Source organism: Streptomyces sp. NPDC017225 (genome assembly GCF_044331465.1).
In the GTDB taxonomy this organism is placed as follows: domain Bacteria; phylum Actinomycetota; class Actinomycetes; order Streptomycetales; family Streptomycetaceae; genus Streptomyces.
The window spans coordinates 182095-198283 of the sequence record NZ_JBIRNE010000010.1; the positions used below are offsets into that span (position 1 = coordinate 182095).

The following is a 16189-nucleotide window of genomic DNA, read 5'->3' on the forward strand; positions in this document are numbered from 1 at the left end:
CGAAGCTAGCCTGTGAACGGTGGTCTGGACAAGACCGTGTTCCGGGCGAGTTGTTCGAGGGGGCGAACGGCGGCGGGCGGTGGCCGTAAGGTCACCCGGGACTGCCGGGACAGACGGCTGGGACGGATCGCCGGGACAGATGACTGCGACGGCGTCCGGTACACACGGGCGAGGCGGAGGACGAGGACATGACGGTGACACTGGCGGACGTGGCGGCCCGCGCCCAGGTCTCCCCCGCGACGGTCTCGCGCGTGCTGAACGGGAACTACCCCGTGGCGGCCTCCACCCGGGAGCGGGTACTGAAGGCCGTCGACGACCTGGACTACGTGCTCAACGGGCCCGCGAGCGCGCTGGCGGCGGCGACGTCCGACCTGGTGGGCATCCTGGTCAACGACATCGCCGACCCCTTCTTCGGCATCATGGCCGGCGCGATCCAGTCCGAGATCGGCGGGCCGGGCGGCAGAGCGGGCGGCGAGAGACTCGCCGTGGTCTGCAACACCGGCGGCACCCCGGAGCGCGAACTGACCTACCTCACCCTGCTGCAACGGCAGCGGGCGGCGGCCGTCGTGCTGACCGGCGGGGCGATGGAGGACGCGGCGCACCAGGCCGCCGTGGCGGCGAAGCTGCGCAGGCTGGCCGAGGCCGGGACGCGGGTGGTGCTGTGCGGACGGCCGCCCGCGCCGGCCACCGGGGCGATCGCGCTGACCTTCGACAACCGCGGGGGCGGCCGGGAGCTGACCGATCACCTCATCGGGCTCGGCCACCGGCGGCTCGGCTACATCGCGGGCCCTCAGGAGCGCACCACGACCCGGCACCGGCTGGAGGGCCACCGCGCCGCGCTGGACGCGCACGGCATCGAGGAGGACCCCCGCTGGACGGTGCACGGCCGCTACGACCGGCAGTCCGGCTACGAGGCAACGCTCGAACTGCTGCGCAGGGACCCGGACCTGACCGCCGTCGTCGCCGCGAACGACTCCGTGGCGCTGGGCGCCTGCGCCGCGCTGCGCGAGTCCGGGCTGCGGATCCCGGACGACGTGTCCGTGGCCGGCTTCGACGACCTGCCGTTCAGCATCGACGCGGTGCCCGCGCTGACGACGGTCCGGCTGCCGCTGGCGGAGGCGGGGGCGCGGGCGGGGCGGATCGCGATGGGGCGGGAGGAGGCGCCGCCCGGGGGGATCGCCACGGTGCGGGGGGAGTTGATGGTGCGGGGGTCCTCCGGAGGGCCGCGTCCGTAAGCGCGCCGGTGTTCTCGGGGCGCCCCGCGTTGGTGTGGGCCTCGCTGGGGGCTGCCGCCCCCAGGCCCCCGCTTCGGCCTGAACGGCCTCGTCCTCAAACGCCGGACGGGCCGGGTCGGCCCCCGCCACGCCCCTGAGCAGGCGCCGGCCGGGGCGGGGCGGCGACACCCGGCCGGCGGGAGGAGTGGGGGAGGCGGTGGCGGGTACGCTCCGTGGTCATGAAGCTGGCGTTCTCCACCCTCGGTGTCCCCGGCCTGCCCCTGACCGACGTGCTGGGTCTCGCGACCGCGCACGGCTACCACGGTGTCGAGTTGCGCGCCCACCCGGAGGAACCGGTGCACCCGGGCCTGACTCCCGACGAACGGGCCGCGGTCGCGGCCGGGTTCAAGACGGCCGGCGTCGAACTGCTGGGCCTCGCGGGGTACGCGCGGGTCGCCGCGCCGGGTGACGACGACGCCGTGATCGCCGAGATCCGCGGCCTGCTGGACCTCGCCCGCGACCTGGGCGCCCCGTACGTCCGGGTCTTCCCCGGCGGCGGCACGGAGCAGGACGTGGAGGAGGCCGACGCGACGGCCGCCCGCCGGCTGGGCACCGCCGCCGAGTACGCCGCCGACCTGGGCGTACGCATCCTGCTGGAGACCCACGACTCGCACCGCACCGGCGCCGACGCGATGCGCGTCCTCGGCCTGGTCGGGCACCGCCGGGTCGGCGCCCTGTGGGACGTGATGCACACCTGGCTGGGCGGCGAGCAGCCCGCGGAGAGCTATCTGGCCCTCGCCCCGCACCTCGGGTACGTCCAGGTCAAGGACATCGCCTCCGCCGACGACACGACCCCGCTGCCGCTGGGCACCGGCGTGCTGCCGCTCACCGAGGTGGTGGACGTCCTGTCCCGGCACGGCTGGGACGGCTGGCTGTGCTGGGAGTACGAGAAGCGGTGGTACGAGTCGGCCGCCCCGTTGCCCGAGCTGCTGGACGCCGGCCGCGAACACCTCGCCCGGCTGCTCAGCGACGCGGCGTGAGCGGGGTCCCGGGCCGGGACGGGGACGTCGTCGCGCACCGCACCCGGTGTTCCAGCCGCTCCCGGCACCGAGGCCACTCCGCCGCCGTCACCGAGTAGATCGCGGAGTCACGCAACCGGCCCTCCTCGCCCGGCGCCCAGGAGCGGGACCAGTTGCGCAGGACGCCCTCGAAGCGGGCGCCGACCGACTCGATCGCGGCGCGGGAACGGCTGTTGCGGGCGTCGGTCTTGAGGTCGACCCGGGACACCTGCCAGACCTCGAAGGCGTGACGGAGGAGGAGGAGTTTGGCCTCGGCGTTCACACCGGTGCCCTGCGCCGAGCGGGCCAGCCAGGTGAAACCCACCTCGACCGCGTCGAGGGCGTCGTCCGTCAGCCAGGAACGGGGTTCCCAGTAGGCGGTGGCGCCGACCGCCCGGCCGGTGGCGAGGGACACCTGCGCGTAGGGCGCCAGCCGTCCCGCGGCCGCCCGGGCCAGCTGGGCGTCGATGTAGGAGCCGACCTCGTCGGCCCGGGGCACCCATGTGAACGCGTAGGTGCCGCGCTCCTCCTCCGCCGCCACCGCGAGGTCGGCCGCGTGCCGCGGGCCCAGCGGCTCCAGGCGTACCAGCGTGCCCTCGAGGGCGGGGCCCTTCAATGCGAACGTCATCCCACGGATCCTTCCGCCGTCGCGGGAGGCCGTCCAACGATTTCCGGCCGGGCGGGTACGCCGGGTGCGCCGCCCCCTCGCGTCCGCCGCCCCCGGTTCTCACGCCTCCCCACGACCCCACGGGTACCGACTTCGGGAAAACCGGCCGAACCGGGAACCCCGCCCCCGCCCCGGCCGTCCAATCCGCACGCTGCCGGGGAGTCTTCGCGGTGCGGTGTCGGCCTCGCTGCTGGCTGCGACCGCTGACCACCCTCTCCAGCCGTACCGCGGCCGGCAGCGCCGCCGTCGGCGCGCCCCCTCCCTGGCGCCGACGGCGCCCCCTCCCGGGTCCGCCCCGCGGCCCTTCCCGGTTCGCCCGTCACCGCTTCGGACGACTCCTGTGCGCTCCCTTGACTGGCAGAAACTTCCCGGATATTGGTGACTCCTTGGAAGTTTCCTTCAGCAGCTCGCCAGCGATTCCCCAGCGGATCACTCCGGAAGGAGCGCACGTGCACCACAGCAGCACGGCCGGCCCGGGAAGCACCGCACACCCCTCCAGACGTACCGTCCTCACCGCGACCGCGGTCGTCACCGCGGCCCTGGCGGCCGGCGGCGGCACCGCGCACGCCGGCGCCCGCAGGCCCGACGACGACCGGCTCCGCGCCCTCATCTCCCGCATGACGCTGGAGGAGAAGGTCGGCCAGCTCTTCGTCATGCGGGTCTACGGGCACTCCGCCACCGACCCCGACCAGGCCGACATCGACGCCAACCTCGAGGAGATCGGCGTCCGCACCGCGGCCGAGCTGGTCGCCAAGTACCGGGTCGGCGGCGTCATCTACTTCGCCTGGGCGCACAACACCCGCGACCCGCACCAGATCGCCGACCTGTCCAACGGCATCCAGAAGGCGTCGCTCGAGCTGCCACGCGGCCTTCCGGTGCTCATCTCCACCGACCAGGAGTACGGGATCGTGGCCCGCGTGGGCGAGCCCGCGACCCTCTTCCCGGGCGCGATGGCCGTCGGCGCGGGCGGGTCGCGGTCCGACGCCCGCACCCTCGGCCGGATCGCGGGCGCCGAGCTGCACGCGATGGGCATCCGCCAGGACTACTCCCCCGTCGCCGACGTGAACGTCAACCCGGCCAACCCCGTGATCGGCGTACGCTCCTTCGGCGCCGACCCGCGGGCGGTGGCGGGGATGGTGGCCGCCGAGGTGACGGGGTACCAGCGGTCCGGGGTCGCCGCGTGCGCCAAGCACTTCCCCGGGCACGGCGACACCGCAACCGACAGCCACACCGGTTTCCCGGTGATCACGCACAGCCGCGCGCAGTGGGAGGAACTGGACGCACCGCCCTTCCGCGCGGCGATCGACGCCGGTATCGACGCGATCATGACCGCCCACCTCATGGTCCCGGCGCTCGACGACTCCGGCGACCCGGCCACCCTCTCCCGCCCCATCCTCACCGGCATCCTGCGCGAGGAACTGGGCTACGACGGCGTGGTGGTCACGGACTCCCTCGGCATGCAGGGCGTACGGACGAAGTACGGCGACGAGCGGGTGCCGGTGCTCGCGCTGAAGGCCGGCGTGGACCAGTTGCTCAACCCGCCGCACCTGGACCTCGCCTGGAACGCGGTCCTGACGGCCGTACGGGAGGGTGAACTCACCGAGGCGCGGCTCGACGAATCGATCCTGCGCGTGCTGCGGCTGAAGGCGAAGCTGGGGCTGTTCGAGGACGCCTACACCAGCCGGCGGGACGTCGACCGCACCGTCGGCACCCGGGGGCACCTGGCCGCGGCCGACCGGATCGCCGAACGGACCACCACGCTGCTGGTCAACGAGGGGCGGCTGCTTCCGCTGTCCCGCAGGACGCACCGCAAGGTCCTCGTCGTGGGCGCCGACCCGGCTTCCCCCTCGGGCACGACCGGGCCGCCCACGGGCGTTCTCGCGGGTGAGCTGACGGGGCTGGGCTTCGCGGCCACCGCCCTGTCCACGGGCACCGCCCCGTCCGCCGCCGTCATCGACCGCGCGGTCGCGGCGGCCGGGGACGCCGACGCGGTGGTGGTCGCCACGTACAACGTCACCGCGGGCAGCGGTCAGCGCACCCTGGTCGCACGGCTGCTGGAGACGGGGAAGCCGGTCGTCGCGGTCGCCGTCCGCAATCCGTACGACGTGGCCCAGCTGCCGGACGTCCCCGCCCACCTCGCCGCCTACTCCTGGACCGACGTCGAGGTACGGGCGGCGGCCCGGGTGATCGCCGGGCGGGTGCGGCCGCGCGGGAAGCTGCCCGTGCCGGTGGTGCGGGCGGACGATCCGGAGACGGTGCTGTTCCCCCTCGGTCACGGGCTGTCGTACCGGTCGTAGGACTGTCCCGGGACCGTCGGAGGACGGTCGGAGGACGGTCCTGGGACAGGTCGCGGGACGTAGCGCGGTCTACGCCACGCGCCGGGGGCGCTCCCGGCGCGCGTGCGCAATGCACCCCCGCGCGTCTGGCGTGACCCGCCGCGGCGGGTCACGCTGGACCGGGGACCCGGGGGGATGGCGATGCGTGAGAGATGGGCCGTGGGGGTGTTCTGCGCGCTGTCGGCGCTGTGCGCCGTGCTGCTGACGGGCTGCCAGAGCCCGGCGGGCCTGGCGGGCGGGGACGGTGGCGCGAGCGGGAACGGGTACGGGGACGGGGACGGACGGCTCGGTGGGGAGGCCGCGTCGGGGTCCGCCCGGGCCGACGTCCGGCCGTCCGGGTACGGGGCGGTGTTCCTGGCGATCGACGAGTGCAGCTCGTTCGGGACGGTCAGCTTCACCGAGGTGCCGTGCGGCAGTGAGCGGGCGGCGGCGCGGGTCGTGGCACGGGAGGACGGCCGCGCGGACGACGGGCCGCCGTGCCCCGCCACCACCGACTTCGTGCTGCACATCAGCGAGCAGCGTCCCTCCGCCGACGAGGACGGCGACGGGGCCGTGCCCCAGGGTTACGCCTGCATGCGGGCGCTCCAGCCGCCGCACCCCGGCGATCCGGGCGGCGGAGGCGGCCCGCGCACCATCGTCGGCGACTGCGTCTACGACGCCGGGAGCGGCAAGGTCCGCGAGACCGCGTGCGACGGCAAGGGCGAGAGGAAGCCCCAGTTCGAAGTGGTCGAGGCGGTCGCCGCCCGGGCGGACTGCCCCGCCTCGACCGCCCTCTACGTCCGCCTCGGCGGCGAACGCCCGGTGGGCTGCGCCCGGCCGCTGTGAGTGCCTCAAAGGCTCACGCCTCACCGCGGCCGGACCCAGCCACCGTCCTACGGGCGCAGCACCGGCTCGCGCCGCACGTCCCGCTTGTCCAGCCTGGCGTCGAACGTCGCCAGCGGCCTGGCCGCCGACGGGTTGTCCTGGACCTTCGCGGAGGCGACGCCCGCCCAGTCGAGGATGCGGGCCGTGGCGAGGGCCTTCTCCTCGGGCACCAGACCGGCGACGTTGGCTCCGTGGTTCATGCCCGGCGCGGTGAGGACGTAGGAGTCACGCGCGCCGTGCCCGAGGCGGAAGGGCTCGGCACCCCACGGGTCGTTCTCGCCGTACACGAACAGCATCTGGTCGGCGTTGTGCCGTACCCAGCGGTCGACGTCCCGCATCGCCCACGGTTCGAACCTCATGTCGATCGACCGGGGCACGAAGTTGCGTGGCGGCTGGTAGCCGTAGCGGATGTACTTCTTCTCGACGTGCGGGAAGTGGATCGTCGGCGCGCCCAGCTGCGTGCCCGCCTGGTAGTAGTACGGCGTGTACGGGGCGAGGCCCTGGTCCGTGTAGAAGGAGAAGCCGGAGATCGTGTCGACGGAGTTCCAGATCTCGTCGTCCGTCGCGTTCTTCGCGTCGGCCGGGATCCCGGCGCAGTCCTTCACGGTGCTGTACTGCCAGAAGCCCCAGACGTAGTCGAGGACGACGGCCTCGTACGCGCGGTCGAGGCTGCCGATGGTGTCGAAGGTGTAGCCGTTCTCGGCCGCGTACGCCTCGTACTTCTCCTTGAGCGGCGCCCGGCGCACCAGTGCCTCGCGCTGCACCCCGTTCAGCCGGTCGCGGCACTCCTCGGTGCCGACGCGGGCGAAGAAGCGGTCGTAGGCGGAGTCCTCGCGGTTCACCACGTCGTTGGGGGCGACGTAGGCGACGACGCCGTCCATGTCGCGCGGGTAGAAACGCTCGTAGTAGGTGGCGGTCATGCCGCCCTTGGAGCCGCCGGTGGAGATCCAGTTCTCGGAGTAGAGCGGCTTGAGCGCCTTGAAGATGCGGTGCTGGTCGCCGGCCGCCTGCCAGATGTCCAGCTTGGACCAGTCGGCCGGCTCGGGACGGGACGGGGTGAAGTAGCGGTACTCCATGGAGACCTGGTTGCCGTCCACGATCTGGGTCGGCTCGCGGCGGCTCGGGTTCGTGGAGACGCTGTAGCCGCCGGTGTAGAAGACCGTCGGGCGGTTCACGTCCTTGTGCAGCACGGTGATCCGTTGCTGGAACGTGCCCTTGTACGGGCGCCGGTGGTCGACCGGCTGGGTGTAGTTGAGGACGAAGAAGCGGTAGCCGGTGTACGGCTTCTCCTCGATCAGGCTCATGCCCGGTATGGACAGCAGCCTGTCCTTGATGTCGACGGCCTTCGGCTCGGCGGCGGTGGCCGCGCCCGCCGTGCTGACGGTGCCCACGAGCACCACGAGCGCCAGCAGCCATCTGAGCGCCTTGCGCATGCACCCTCCCTGTGAAACGGATGTGCGCCGGAAGCTATCGGAGCGGGACACCCGCACACCAGGGGAGACGGGAAAGGAGTTGAGGAAGGAGTTGAGGAGACGGCCGCCGGGAGCCGGTTCAGCAGAGGATCCAGGCGGAGCCGGCCGAGTGCCCGGACACCGTGCCCCTCACCCGCACGCAGCGCTTCCCGGCGTGCACGGTCACCGGTCCCGCCCGGTGGGCGAACCGTCCCGCGTCCACGACCGGCCGGCCGCCGCGCGCCTGCACGCTGACGGACATCTGCCGCTTGGTGCCGGGCTTCCTGGGGACGGTGACGGCGCAGACGTAGCCGCCGCGCTTGTGGAGAAGGACGGACCCGGTGGCGAACTGCAGCGTGCGGGCCTTGCGCCCCGGGCACGCCGCGGCGGCGGCCTGTGCCTCCTGCGGCACCGCGACGGCGAGCAGCCCGGCCACGGTCAGCATGGCCGTGCCGAGCGCCAGCCGCCCGCGTATTCCAGCACCACTCTGGCTCACCGCGGTCCCCTCCGCCTCCGTCGTACGGCGATCACCGACGTACGGGTGTACGGACGCGCGACGGGTGTCGCATGGTTGCGCGGGTGTCAGTGCAGCGCGCCGACCGGCTCCTCCGGTTCGGCCGCGCCGACGAAGGTCCGCCACAGTCGCGCGTACCGTCCGTCGAGGGCCAGCAGCTCGTCGTGTGTGCCGTCCTCGGCGACCCGTCCGCCGTCCATGACGACGACGCGGTCGGCGCGGGCGGCCGTGGTCAGCCGGTGCGCGACGACGAGCGTCGTACGGCGGCCCGCGATGCGGTCGGTGGCCTGGTTTACCTGTGCCTCGGTGGCCAGGTCCAGGGCCGCCGTCGCCTCGTCGAGGAGCAGTACGTCGGGGTCGACCAGCTCGGCTCGGGCCAGCGCGATCAGCTGCCGTTGTCCGGCGGAGAGGTTGCGGCCCCGTTCGGCGACGTCGTGGAGGTAGCCGCCCTCCAGCGTGGCGATCATCTCGTGTGCGCCGACCGCTCGCGCCGCCGCCTCCACCTGGGCGTCGGTGGCGTCCGGGCGGCCGTAGGCGATGGCGTCCCGGACGGTACCGGGGAAGAGGTACGCCTCCTGCGGGACGACGCCCAGGCGGTGCCGGTAGGAGGTGAGGTCGAGGGTGCGCAGGTCCTGCCCGTCGGCGGTCACCCGTCCGCCCGTCGGGTCGTAGAACCGGGCGACCAGCTTGACCAGGGTCGACTTGCCCGCGCCGGTCTCTCCGACGAAGGCGACGGTCTGCCCGGCGGGGATGCGCAGGTCGATACCGCTGAGCGCCTCTTCGTCGTTGCCGTACTTGAAGCGCACGTCCTCGAAGGCGATCTCGCCGCGCAGGGACGCGACGTCGAGCGGCTTCTCGGAGGCCTTGGTCGAGGTCGGCTCCCGCAGCAGTTCCTGGATGCGGCCGAGGGAGACGGACGCCTGCTGGTAGCCGTCGAAGACCTGGGAGAGCTGCTGGACGGGCGCGAAGAACAGGTCGATGTACAGCAGGTACGCCACCAGCGCGCCGGTCGTCAGCGTGGCGTTGTCGATCCGCGCGCCGCCGACGATCAGTACGGCGGCGGTGGCGGCGGAGGCCAGCAGCTGTACGAACGGGAAGTAGACCGAGATCAGCCACTGGCCCCGGATGCGGGCCTGCCGGTAGCTGTCGCTGCGCTCGGCGAACCGCCGCCCGCCGTCGTGCTCGCGCCCGAAGGCCTGCACGATCCGCAGCCCGGCCACCGACTCCTGGAGGTCGGCGTTGACCGAGGAGACCCGCTCCCGGGCCAGTTCGTACGCCTTCACGCTGGCCCTGCGGAAGAAGTAGGTGGCGACGATCAGCGGCGGCAGGGTCGCGAAGACGATCAGCGCGAGTTCCACGTCGATCACCAGCAGGGCGACCATGATCCCGAAGAAGGTGACGACCGAGACGAACGCGGTGACGAGGCCGGTCTGCAGGAACGTCGACAGCGCGTCCACGTCCGTCGTCATCCGGGTCATGATCCGGCCGGTCAGCTCGCGCTCGTAGTAGTCGAGGCCGAGCCGCTGGAGCTGGGCGAAGATCTTCAGCCGCAGGGAGTACAGGATCCGCTCCCCCGTCCGGCCGGTCATGCGGATCTCACCGGTCTGCGCCGTCCACTGGGCGAGCACGGCGAGCAGGCCCAGCAGCGAGGCCGCCCAGACCGCGCCGATCGCGGTCTGCGTGACGCCCTCGTCGATGCCGTGCCGGATCAGCACCGGCAGCAGCAGGCCCATGCCGGCGTCCACGGCGACGAGGGCGAGGCTGATTAGCAGCGGGGTGCGGAAGCCGCGCAGCAGGCGGCGCAGGCCGTACGACTCCTCCGGCTCGACGGCCCGTGTCTCGTCGATGTCCGGGGTCCCGTCGGCCGGGGGCAGCGCGTCGACCTGGGCGAGCAGCTCCGGCGTGGCGGGGGTCCCGGCGAGGGCGGTGTCCTTCGGCACGCGGTCGCCGGTCCACAGCCGTGGGGTGAGGCCGCGCTCGGCGTCGAACTCGGCGTCCAGCTCGTCGCGTACGGAGGTGTCCTCGGCGGGTGCGGCGGGCCGGGCGTGTCCCGGTGACACCCCGCCCAGCTCGTCGGGGTCGGTGAGCAGGCGCCGGTAGAGGGCGGAGCGCTCCTGGAGCTCCTCGTGGGTGCCGAGGTCGGCGAGGCGGCCCCGGTCGAGGACGGCGATGCGGTCGGCGAGGTTCAGGGTGGAACGGCGGTGGGCGATGAGGAGCGTGGTGCGGCCCCGCATGACCTGCTTCAGCGCGTCGTGGATCTCGTGCTCGACGCGGGCGTCCACGGCGGACGTGGCGTCGTCGAGGACCAGCAGCCGGGGGTCGGTGAGGATCGCGCGGGCCAGGGCGACGCGCTGGCGCTGGCCGCCGGAGAGGGTCAGGCCGTGCTCGCCGACGGTGGTGTCGTAGCCGTCGGGCAGCTCGGTGATGAACCGGTGTGCCTGCGCGGCCCGGGCCGCGGCCTCGATCTCCTCGTCGGTGGCGTCCGGACGGCCGTAGGCGATGTTGGCGCGCACGGTGTCCGAGAAGAGGAAGGAGTCCTCGGGCACGAGCCCGATGGCGGCCCGCAGCGAGTCCAGGGTCAGCTCGCGCACGTCGTGGCCGCCGATGAGGACGGCGCCGCGCGTCACGTCGTAGAAGCGCGGCAGGAGCAGCGAGACCGTGGACTTGCCGGAACCGGAGGAGCCGACGACGGCGAGGGTCTCGCCCGCGCGGATCTCGAAGGAGAGACCGTCCAGGACCGGCCTGCTCTTCCCGGATTCCGAGCCCGTTCCGTAGTCGAAGGCGACGTCGTCGAACTCGACGGTCGCGGGCGCGTCGGCGGGCAGGTCCGTGGTGCCGTCCTCGATCCCGGGCTCGGTGTCGATCAGTTCCAGGACGCGCTCGGTGCCGGCGCGGGCCTGCTGGCCGACGGTGAGGACCATGGCGAGCATGCGGACCGGGCCGACGAGCTGGGCGAGGTAGGTGGAGAAGGCGACGAAGGTGCCGAGTGTGATGTTCCCGCGTACGGCCAGCCAGCCGCCGAGGGCGAGCATGGCGACCTGGCCGAGGGCGGGGACGGCCTGGAGCGCGGGGGTGTAGGTGGCGTTCAGCCTGATCGTCCGCAGCCGCCCGGCGAAGAGCCTGCGCCCCACCTCCCGGAGCTTCCCGGTCTCCTGCTCCTCCTGCCCGAAGCCCTTCACCACGCGTACGCCGCTCACCGAGCCGTCGACCACGCCCGCGACGGCGGCGGCCTGGGCCTGGGCGTACCAGGTGGCGGGGTGCAGGCGGGTGCGGCTGCGGCGGGCGATGAACCACAGCGCGGGGGCGACGGCGAGGGCGACGAGCGTGAGCGGCAGGGACAGCCACGCCATGATCACCAGGGAGATCAGGAAGAGCAGCACGTTCCCGATGGTCATCGGGAGCATGAACAGCAGGCTCTGGATCAGCTGGAGGTCACTGGTCGCCCGCCCGACGACCTGTCCCGTGGACAGCTCGTCCTGGCGCCGCCCGTCGAGCCGGGTGATCGTCCCGTACATGTCGGTGCGCAGGTCGTGCTGGACGTCGAGGGCGAGCCGTCCGCCGTAGTAGCGGCGGATGTAGGTCAGGACGTAGACGACGACCGCGGCCCCTATGAGGAGACCGGCCCAGAGGGCCATGTCCCTGGTCTTGTCGCCGATCACGTCGTCGATGATCACCTTGGTGATCAGTGGGACGAGGGCCATGACGGCCATGCCGCCCAGCGAGGCGCCGAGAGCGAGGACGACGTCCTTGGGATAGCGCCAGGCGTAGCCCGTCAGTCGTCGTGCCCATCCCCGTTGCGCTTCCACGCCGTGCCCTCCGGTCGGTCGTCCTGATCGGTGGTCCGATCGGTCCCATCGGTCTGATCGGTCTGGTCCACCTGATCTACCGCAAGGCACCAACACGGGCGAGCGGCGTTTTCATCCCGATGCGACAAAGTTCGCGGCGTGCCTGGCCTGGGTAGTCAGTGCCACGCGGAGCCCGGTGGGGCCGGGCGGGAGGGGAGAGTCATGACGGACAGCGACGCCTACCGGTGGGGGCAGTTCTATGCGGGCCTGCACATGCTGCGAGTGCTCGCCGGGGAGGACGGGAAGCTGGACGCGGCACGGTTCGAGGCCGCGAAGCGGCCGCAGGCCGAGTTCGGCGACCAGTTGGTGAAGGCCTACCGGCACCTGGGCAGGGCCAAGCGCCGGGGCACGGCGTACGCGGACGCGGCGGCCGAGGTGTTCCGGGCGCTGGCGGACTTCCACCCGGCCGCCGAAGCGCCACCCGCCACGCAGGGTGAACCCCAGCAGAAGGACTTCCTGCGCGGCCACGGCATCCAGAAGGCGGAGTACGACGCCGCCTACAAGAAGCTGCTCACCTGACGCGTACGCGCAGCTCGTAGAGGCGGGTCGTCTGTACGGCGTTCTGGTTGTCGTCGCTGACCAGGAGGACGTTGAGGCGGCCCTTGGCACGGCCCGTGACCGTCATGCCCTCGATGTTGTCGAGGAGGGGGTTGGGCTGGGGCTGCTTGGCCGTGGCACCGAGGGAGGGGCAGTCGGCGAGGTCGCCGAGGAGGGTCTTGCCCAGCGCGGGGCCCTTCCGGTCGGCCAGGTAGAGGCGGACGGTGTTGCCGACGCCGGAGGTGAAGCCGCGCTCCAGGACGAGCAGGCGCCCGTCGGGGGTCGCGGCGACCTCGGAGACGCCGAGGCCGGTGTCCGTCCGGTAGGTGTACTGGGCGCCGAGCCGGAAGCTCCCGTGCCGCGCCCGCTGCCAGCTCTGGAAACGGACCAGATCGGCCGGGTCGCCGGCGAGCGGGTACTCCATGGAGGCGATCAGGGTCCGGCCGCCGGGAAGCAGAGTGAGCCCTTCGAAGCTGCCGTTGGCCTGGGCGCGGCCCGCCGGGGCGGTGCGCAGGACGTCCGGCACGGGGAGGCGGCCGAGGATCTCGCCGGTGCGGGAGTAGCGGCGGACGGACGGCTCGTTCTCGGAGGAGACGAGGTACGTGCCGGTGGGGGTTGCCCCGCTCGAGCGGAGCCCGGAGTGGGGGAGGTCGACGACCAGCCCCTCGGAGTCGAGAGCCGCGCCGTTCTCGTCGGCGAGCGGGATCACGCCTCGCGGCCTCAGGGTGCGCCCGTCCAGCCGGAACAGTGCGGACCGGTCGGAGAGGGCGGCGACGGCACCGCCTCGGTCGCGGGCGAGGGCGGAGAGGTTGCCGACGTAGGTGCCGTCGTGGGTGGTCTTGTCGAGGACGTCGGAGAAGCCGGTGAGGGACACGGAGGGCGAGCAGTCGTTCCCCGGCGGCCCCTCCTGCGCGGCGGCGGGTCCGGCGGCGGTCAGGCAGCCGGCCGCCGCGAGGCCCGCGGTGAGGGTGGCGAGGGCGGTTCGGAGGGTTCTCGGGCGCATGCGCGTCACCCTAGGAGGGAGGGGTGGACGGAAGTTGACCGCTTCCCGAAGTGTGCGTGCGGGCCGCTTCGGGGTGGCGGGCGCGACGGCTGCCCGGGTGCCTCCGTGGGACGTCGCCCTCGACGCGTACCTCGGCGCTCCGGAACGGGCCGTTCTCATGACAGCGCGCGTTCAGCGCGACCGCGTGTCCCGGCTCTCCGCGATGCGGTGCACGTCCGTCAGCGCCTCGCACATCAGGGTCAGGAGGAAACGGAGCTGCTCGGGCGTCGCCCGCGCGTCGGCGAGCAGGTCGGCGGCGTGTTCCAGCAGGTCCTCGGCCATCTCGAGTCGGGTGGTCCCGATGACGTCGGCGAGCCGGGACAGCGGTCCGCCGCCGTCGGTCAGCAGGTAGCAGGGCTTGCCCTCGGAGCCCGTCCAGGGCAGCAGCCGGGGCGGGCGCGTGCCGTCGCTCATCGGGCCACCTCCACGCCGTGGATCACACGCGGGCCGAGGTCGATGCGGTGCGCCGCGAACCACAGCGCGCGTCGCCGGGCCCGTTGCCGCCGGGTCTCCTCGCGTCGCTCGTGGGCGAGGAGGTAGCGGCGTGCGAGGAGGTAGGGGCGTACGAGCGCGTTGTCCTCGCCGCGCAGGGCGGGCGTGCCGAGGCGGCGGGCGGTGGCGTCGGCGATGTACGGGGGTGCGGTGTGCTCGGTGGCCGGCGGGCTTCGTCGGCGTCGTCGGCGTCGCCGGCCCGAGCCCGGCAGGAGGAGGCTGAGCAGCGGAAGCAGGGGCAGCCCGGCGAGGCGGGCGATACGGTGACGCATGTCGTCGGCTCCGTGTGGTCGGTGGCCATGCCCCCGGACCGGTGCGACGGTCGCGGGGATTCTCGCTCTGTGTGGCGATACGCGTACACAGTGAGACCGCCGGGGCTAGGCTCGCCCATGACGCGGTCGCACATCGCCCATATCGAGGCCGGGAGGCGGGTGCCGTCGAAGGAGGACGCGCGGCGGCTGGACACGGCCCTGAACACGGGGGATGTGCTGAGCAGCTTCCTTCCGGAGGAGGAGGCGGCGGTCGCGGACTATTTCGAGGCAGCGCGGCTCCTGGAGTCACAGGCGGTGGCAATCCGGGAGTCAGCCGTGACGTTCTTCCCGGGACTCCTCCAAACGCGGCCGTACGCACGTGCGGTTATCGGCACCACTTACCCTCCGTTGACCGACGAGCAATGTGACAGACGCCTTGTCACACGCCTCGAGCGGGCCAAGATCCTCGATGACCCGATCACTCCTGCCTTCCGGGGGCTGCTGGACGATGCGCTGTTGTATCGCTGCATCCAAGTCGCCAAGGTCCACGACAGTCCAGCCGTCGTCGAGCGGTTGCAGGGCGCCTGCTACCACGCGTTGAGTGACGCACTGTCGCTACGCGAATCGCTTGCCCTGCTCAAGTCGTCAGCGAAGGACTACGAAGACACTGCCTGAGCCCCTCATTCCGAACGCGGCCGTCCTCGTGGGCTGGCGCAAGTCCACTCACAGCGACAACGAAGCCGGCAGCTGCCTGGAAGTGGTGGACGACCACCCCGCGGGCATACCCGTTCGGGCCTCCAAGGTGCCGGGCGGGGCGGCGTTGGTGTTCTCGGCCGTCGGCTGGTCGTCGTTCATCACGGCCCTCAAGGGGCACCCCTCCCCCTCAAAAGCGTGAACTATCCGGCCCAATTGTCCTCAAGTCGCTCATCTGAGTGCCCCAAGGACGAACGCCCTCAAAAGTTCACGCTTTTCCGGACCATGGGTGCATGAGCCCGGCCCCCTGGCACGACCGCGACCCTCTCAGCACCGGACATGTGATCAGCACGACGCGCACACTCATGCGCACCGACGGACTGAACGTGTCCCTCCCCTCCATCGCCCGCGCTTGCGGCGTCTCGCGCAACTACCTCTACCAGAACTGGAAGACCGCCTCCGCCCTTCATCTGCGCGCACTGGAGACCGAACTCGCGCACGCCTTCGACGCCGCGGACCGCACGCACCCCAGTGACGGCACCGTCCGGGGAATCGTCAAGCATCTGTCGCAGGTCGTACGCGTCGTCCGACGCCATCCGACGACAGCGGCCGTCGCCCGTACCTCCTCCAGGGCGCTCGCCCAGGCGCACACGGCGACCGACGGTCCCCTGGTGCAGATGGTGACGGGGTGTGTCAGCGACCTGCTGCACCCCCTCGCCCCGCACGGCGGAGTGTGGAGCGACCCCGCGCTGCATTCCCGGCCCTGGAAAATCATGTGGCTCGCCCGGCCGGCCGCCCTGTGCACCGAGGCCGTCGGCGACCCGGAGTGGGAAGCCACCCTGGACGGGGCCTTCACCGAACTGCTGCGCGACCTGCTCGCCCCCTGGTCCATTCCCTAGAACGGCGAGTTGCACTACGTCCAGGTCGGCGGCGGCATGGGCGGCGGTATGGGCCGTGGCTCCGGGGCCGGCTCCCAGATGACCCAGTGGATCCAGGAGCATGGCACGGCCGTCGAGGAGAGCGAGTACGCCGACGCCTCCGCCTCGTCCGGCGTCCCCGGGGACGATTCCGCCTCGCAGGCGGAAAACACGTCGGCCGTGTACCGGTTGGACCCGTCGGACGTCGCCTGAGCCTCACCACACCCGGCACACCGGGCACATCCGGCACGGCGTCCCCCGGCCAGTCCGACCAGGGGGCGCCGTCACCGAATCGTCACCCTCCGTAC

General features: G+C 72.6%; 16 protein-coding genes. 9 read left to right on the forward strand and 7 right to left on the reverse strand.

Annotation, left to right across the window (positions count from 1 at the left end):
* The first annotated feature begins 188 nt into the window (after positions 1-188).
* Entirely contained in the window at positions 189-1235 is a 1047-nt protein-coding gene (locus tag ACH4NX_RS22710) for a LacI family DNA-binding transcriptional regulator (protein ID WP_398128607.1), read from the forward strand.
* 218 nt (positions 1236-1453) lie between these two features.
* Positions 1454-2254: a sugar phosphate isomerase/epimerase family protein gene (locus tag ACH4NX_RS22715; RefSeq protein WP_351396761.1), complete on the forward strand. Its 801-nt coding sequence runs from the start codon at positions 1454-1456 to the stop codon at positions 2252-2254.
* On the opposite strand, the gene ACH4NX_RS22720 is transcribed toward ACH4NX_RS22715, so the two are convergent.
* Positions 2238-2900, reverse strand: coding sequence for a GNAT family protein (locus ACH4NX_RS22720; protein WP_351396758.1), 663 nt, complete (start codon positions 2898-2900; stop codon positions 2238-2240). The two genes, ACH4NX_RS22715 and ACH4NX_RS22720, sit on opposite strands and share 17 nt — an antisense overlap.
* A gap of 488 nt (positions 2901-3388) precedes the next feature.
* On the opposite strand from ACH4NX_RS22720, the gene ACH4NX_RS22725 reads away from it, so the two are divergent.
* Positions 3389-5236, forward strand: a complete 1848-nt coding sequence (locus tag ACH4NX_RS22725; RefSeq protein WP_398128606.1) for a glycoside hydrolase family 3 protein — start codon at positions 3389-3391, stop codon at positions 5234-5236.
* 180 nt (positions 5237-5416) lie between these two features.
* The gene (locus ACH4NX_RS22730; protein WP_398128605.1) at positions 5417-6100 is read left to right on the forward strand and encodes a hypothetical protein; all 684 of its coding nucleotides are present in this window, start codon (positions 5417-5419) and stop codon (positions 6098-6100) included.
* A 47-nt stretch (positions 6101-6147) separates the two neighbouring features.
* On the opposite strand, the gene ACH4NX_RS22735 is transcribed toward ACH4NX_RS22730, so the two are convergent.
* The 3 genes from ACH4NX_RS22735 to ACH4NX_RS22745 all read right to left on the reverse strand — a co-directional run bounded on the left by ACH4NX_RS22735 (position 6148) and on the right by ACH4NX_RS22745 (position 11910).
* A complete protein-coding gene (locus tag ACH4NX_RS22735; protein ID WP_351396749.1) occupies positions 6148-7572 on the reverse strand; it encodes a S28 family serine protease in 1425 nt (474 codons plus the stop codon).
* Between the two features lie 118 nt (positions 7573-7690).
* Positions 7691-8035, reverse strand: coding sequence for a hypothetical protein (locus tag ACH4NX_RS22740; RefSeq protein WP_351396903.1), 345 nt, complete (start codon positions 8033-8035; stop codon positions 7691-7693).
* Between the two features lie 137 nt (positions 8036-8172).
* Positions 8173-11910 carry an ABC transporter ATP-binding protein gene (locus tag ACH4NX_RS22745; protein WP_398128604.1) on the reverse strand — a complete coding sequence of 1246 codons (3738 nt, stop codon included), beginning with the start codon at positions 11908-11910 and terminating at the stop codon, positions 8173-8175.
* 201 nt (positions 11911-12111) lie between these two features.
* Here ACH4NX_RS22745 and ACH4NX_RS22750 point away from each other — a divergent pair, with 201 nt between their 5' ends.
* Positions 12112-12468, forward strand: coding sequence for a hypothetical protein (locus tag ACH4NX_RS22750; protein ID WP_351396745.1), 357 nt, complete (start codon positions 12112-12114; stop codon positions 12466-12468).
* On the opposite strand, the gene ACH4NX_RS22755 is transcribed toward ACH4NX_RS22750, so the two are convergent.
* The 3 genes from ACH4NX_RS22755 to ACH4NX_RS22765 form a co-directional block, all read right to left on the reverse strand.
* On the reverse strand, positions 12461-13489 hold the full coding sequence (locus ACH4NX_RS22755) for an esterase-like activity of phytase family protein (protein WP_398128603.1): 1029 nt from the start codon (positions 13487-13489) through the stop codon (positions 12461-12463). The two genes, ACH4NX_RS22750 and ACH4NX_RS22755, sit on opposite strands and share 8 nt — an antisense overlap.
* Before the next feature lie 171 nt (positions 13490-13660).
* Positions 13661-13942 (reverse strand): hypothetical protein, encoded by a 282-nt coding sequence (locus ACH4NX_RS22760; protein WP_398128602.1) that lies wholly within the window; start codon positions 13940-13942, stop codon positions 13661-13663.
* Complete coding sequence (locus tag ACH4NX_RS22765; RefSeq protein WP_398128601.1) at positions 13939-14292, reverse strand: hypothetical protein; 354 nt, start codon at positions 14290-14292, stop codon at positions 13939-13941. Before ACH4NX_RS22765 ends, ACH4NX_RS22760 begins: the two co-directional genes overlap by 4 nt.
* A gap of 117 nt (positions 14293-14409) precedes the next feature.
* Between ACH4NX_RS22765 and ACH4NX_RS22770 the strand changes: the two genes are divergently transcribed.
* The 4 genes from ACH4NX_RS22770 (at position 14410) to ACH4NX_RS22785 (ending at position 16094) form a co-directional block, all read left to right on the forward strand.
* Entirely contained in the window at positions 14410-14946 is a 537-nt protein-coding gene (locus ACH4NX_RS22770; protein ID WP_398128600.1) for a Scr1 family TA system antitoxin-like transcriptional regulator, read from the forward strand.
* A gap of 28 nt (positions 14947-14974) precedes the next feature.
* Positions 14975-15166 carry a DUF397 domain-containing protein gene (locus ACH4NX_RS22775; RefSeq protein WP_398153364.1) on the forward strand — a complete coding sequence of 64 codons (192 nt, stop codon included), beginning with the start codon at positions 14975-14977 and terminating at the stop codon, positions 15164-15166.
* Positions 15167-15257: 91 nt separating this feature from the next.
* Complete coding sequence (locus ACH4NX_RS22780) at positions 15258-15863, forward strand: hypothetical protein (protein WP_351396733.1); 606 nt, start codon at positions 15258-15260, stop codon at positions 15861-15863.
* A 9-nt stretch (positions 15864-15872) separates the two neighbouring features.
* Complete coding sequence (locus ACH4NX_RS22785; protein WP_351396730.1) at positions 15873-16094, forward strand: hypothetical protein; 222 nt, start codon at positions 15873-15875, stop codon at positions 16092-16094.
* Positions 16095-16189: the final 95 nt, after the last annotated feature.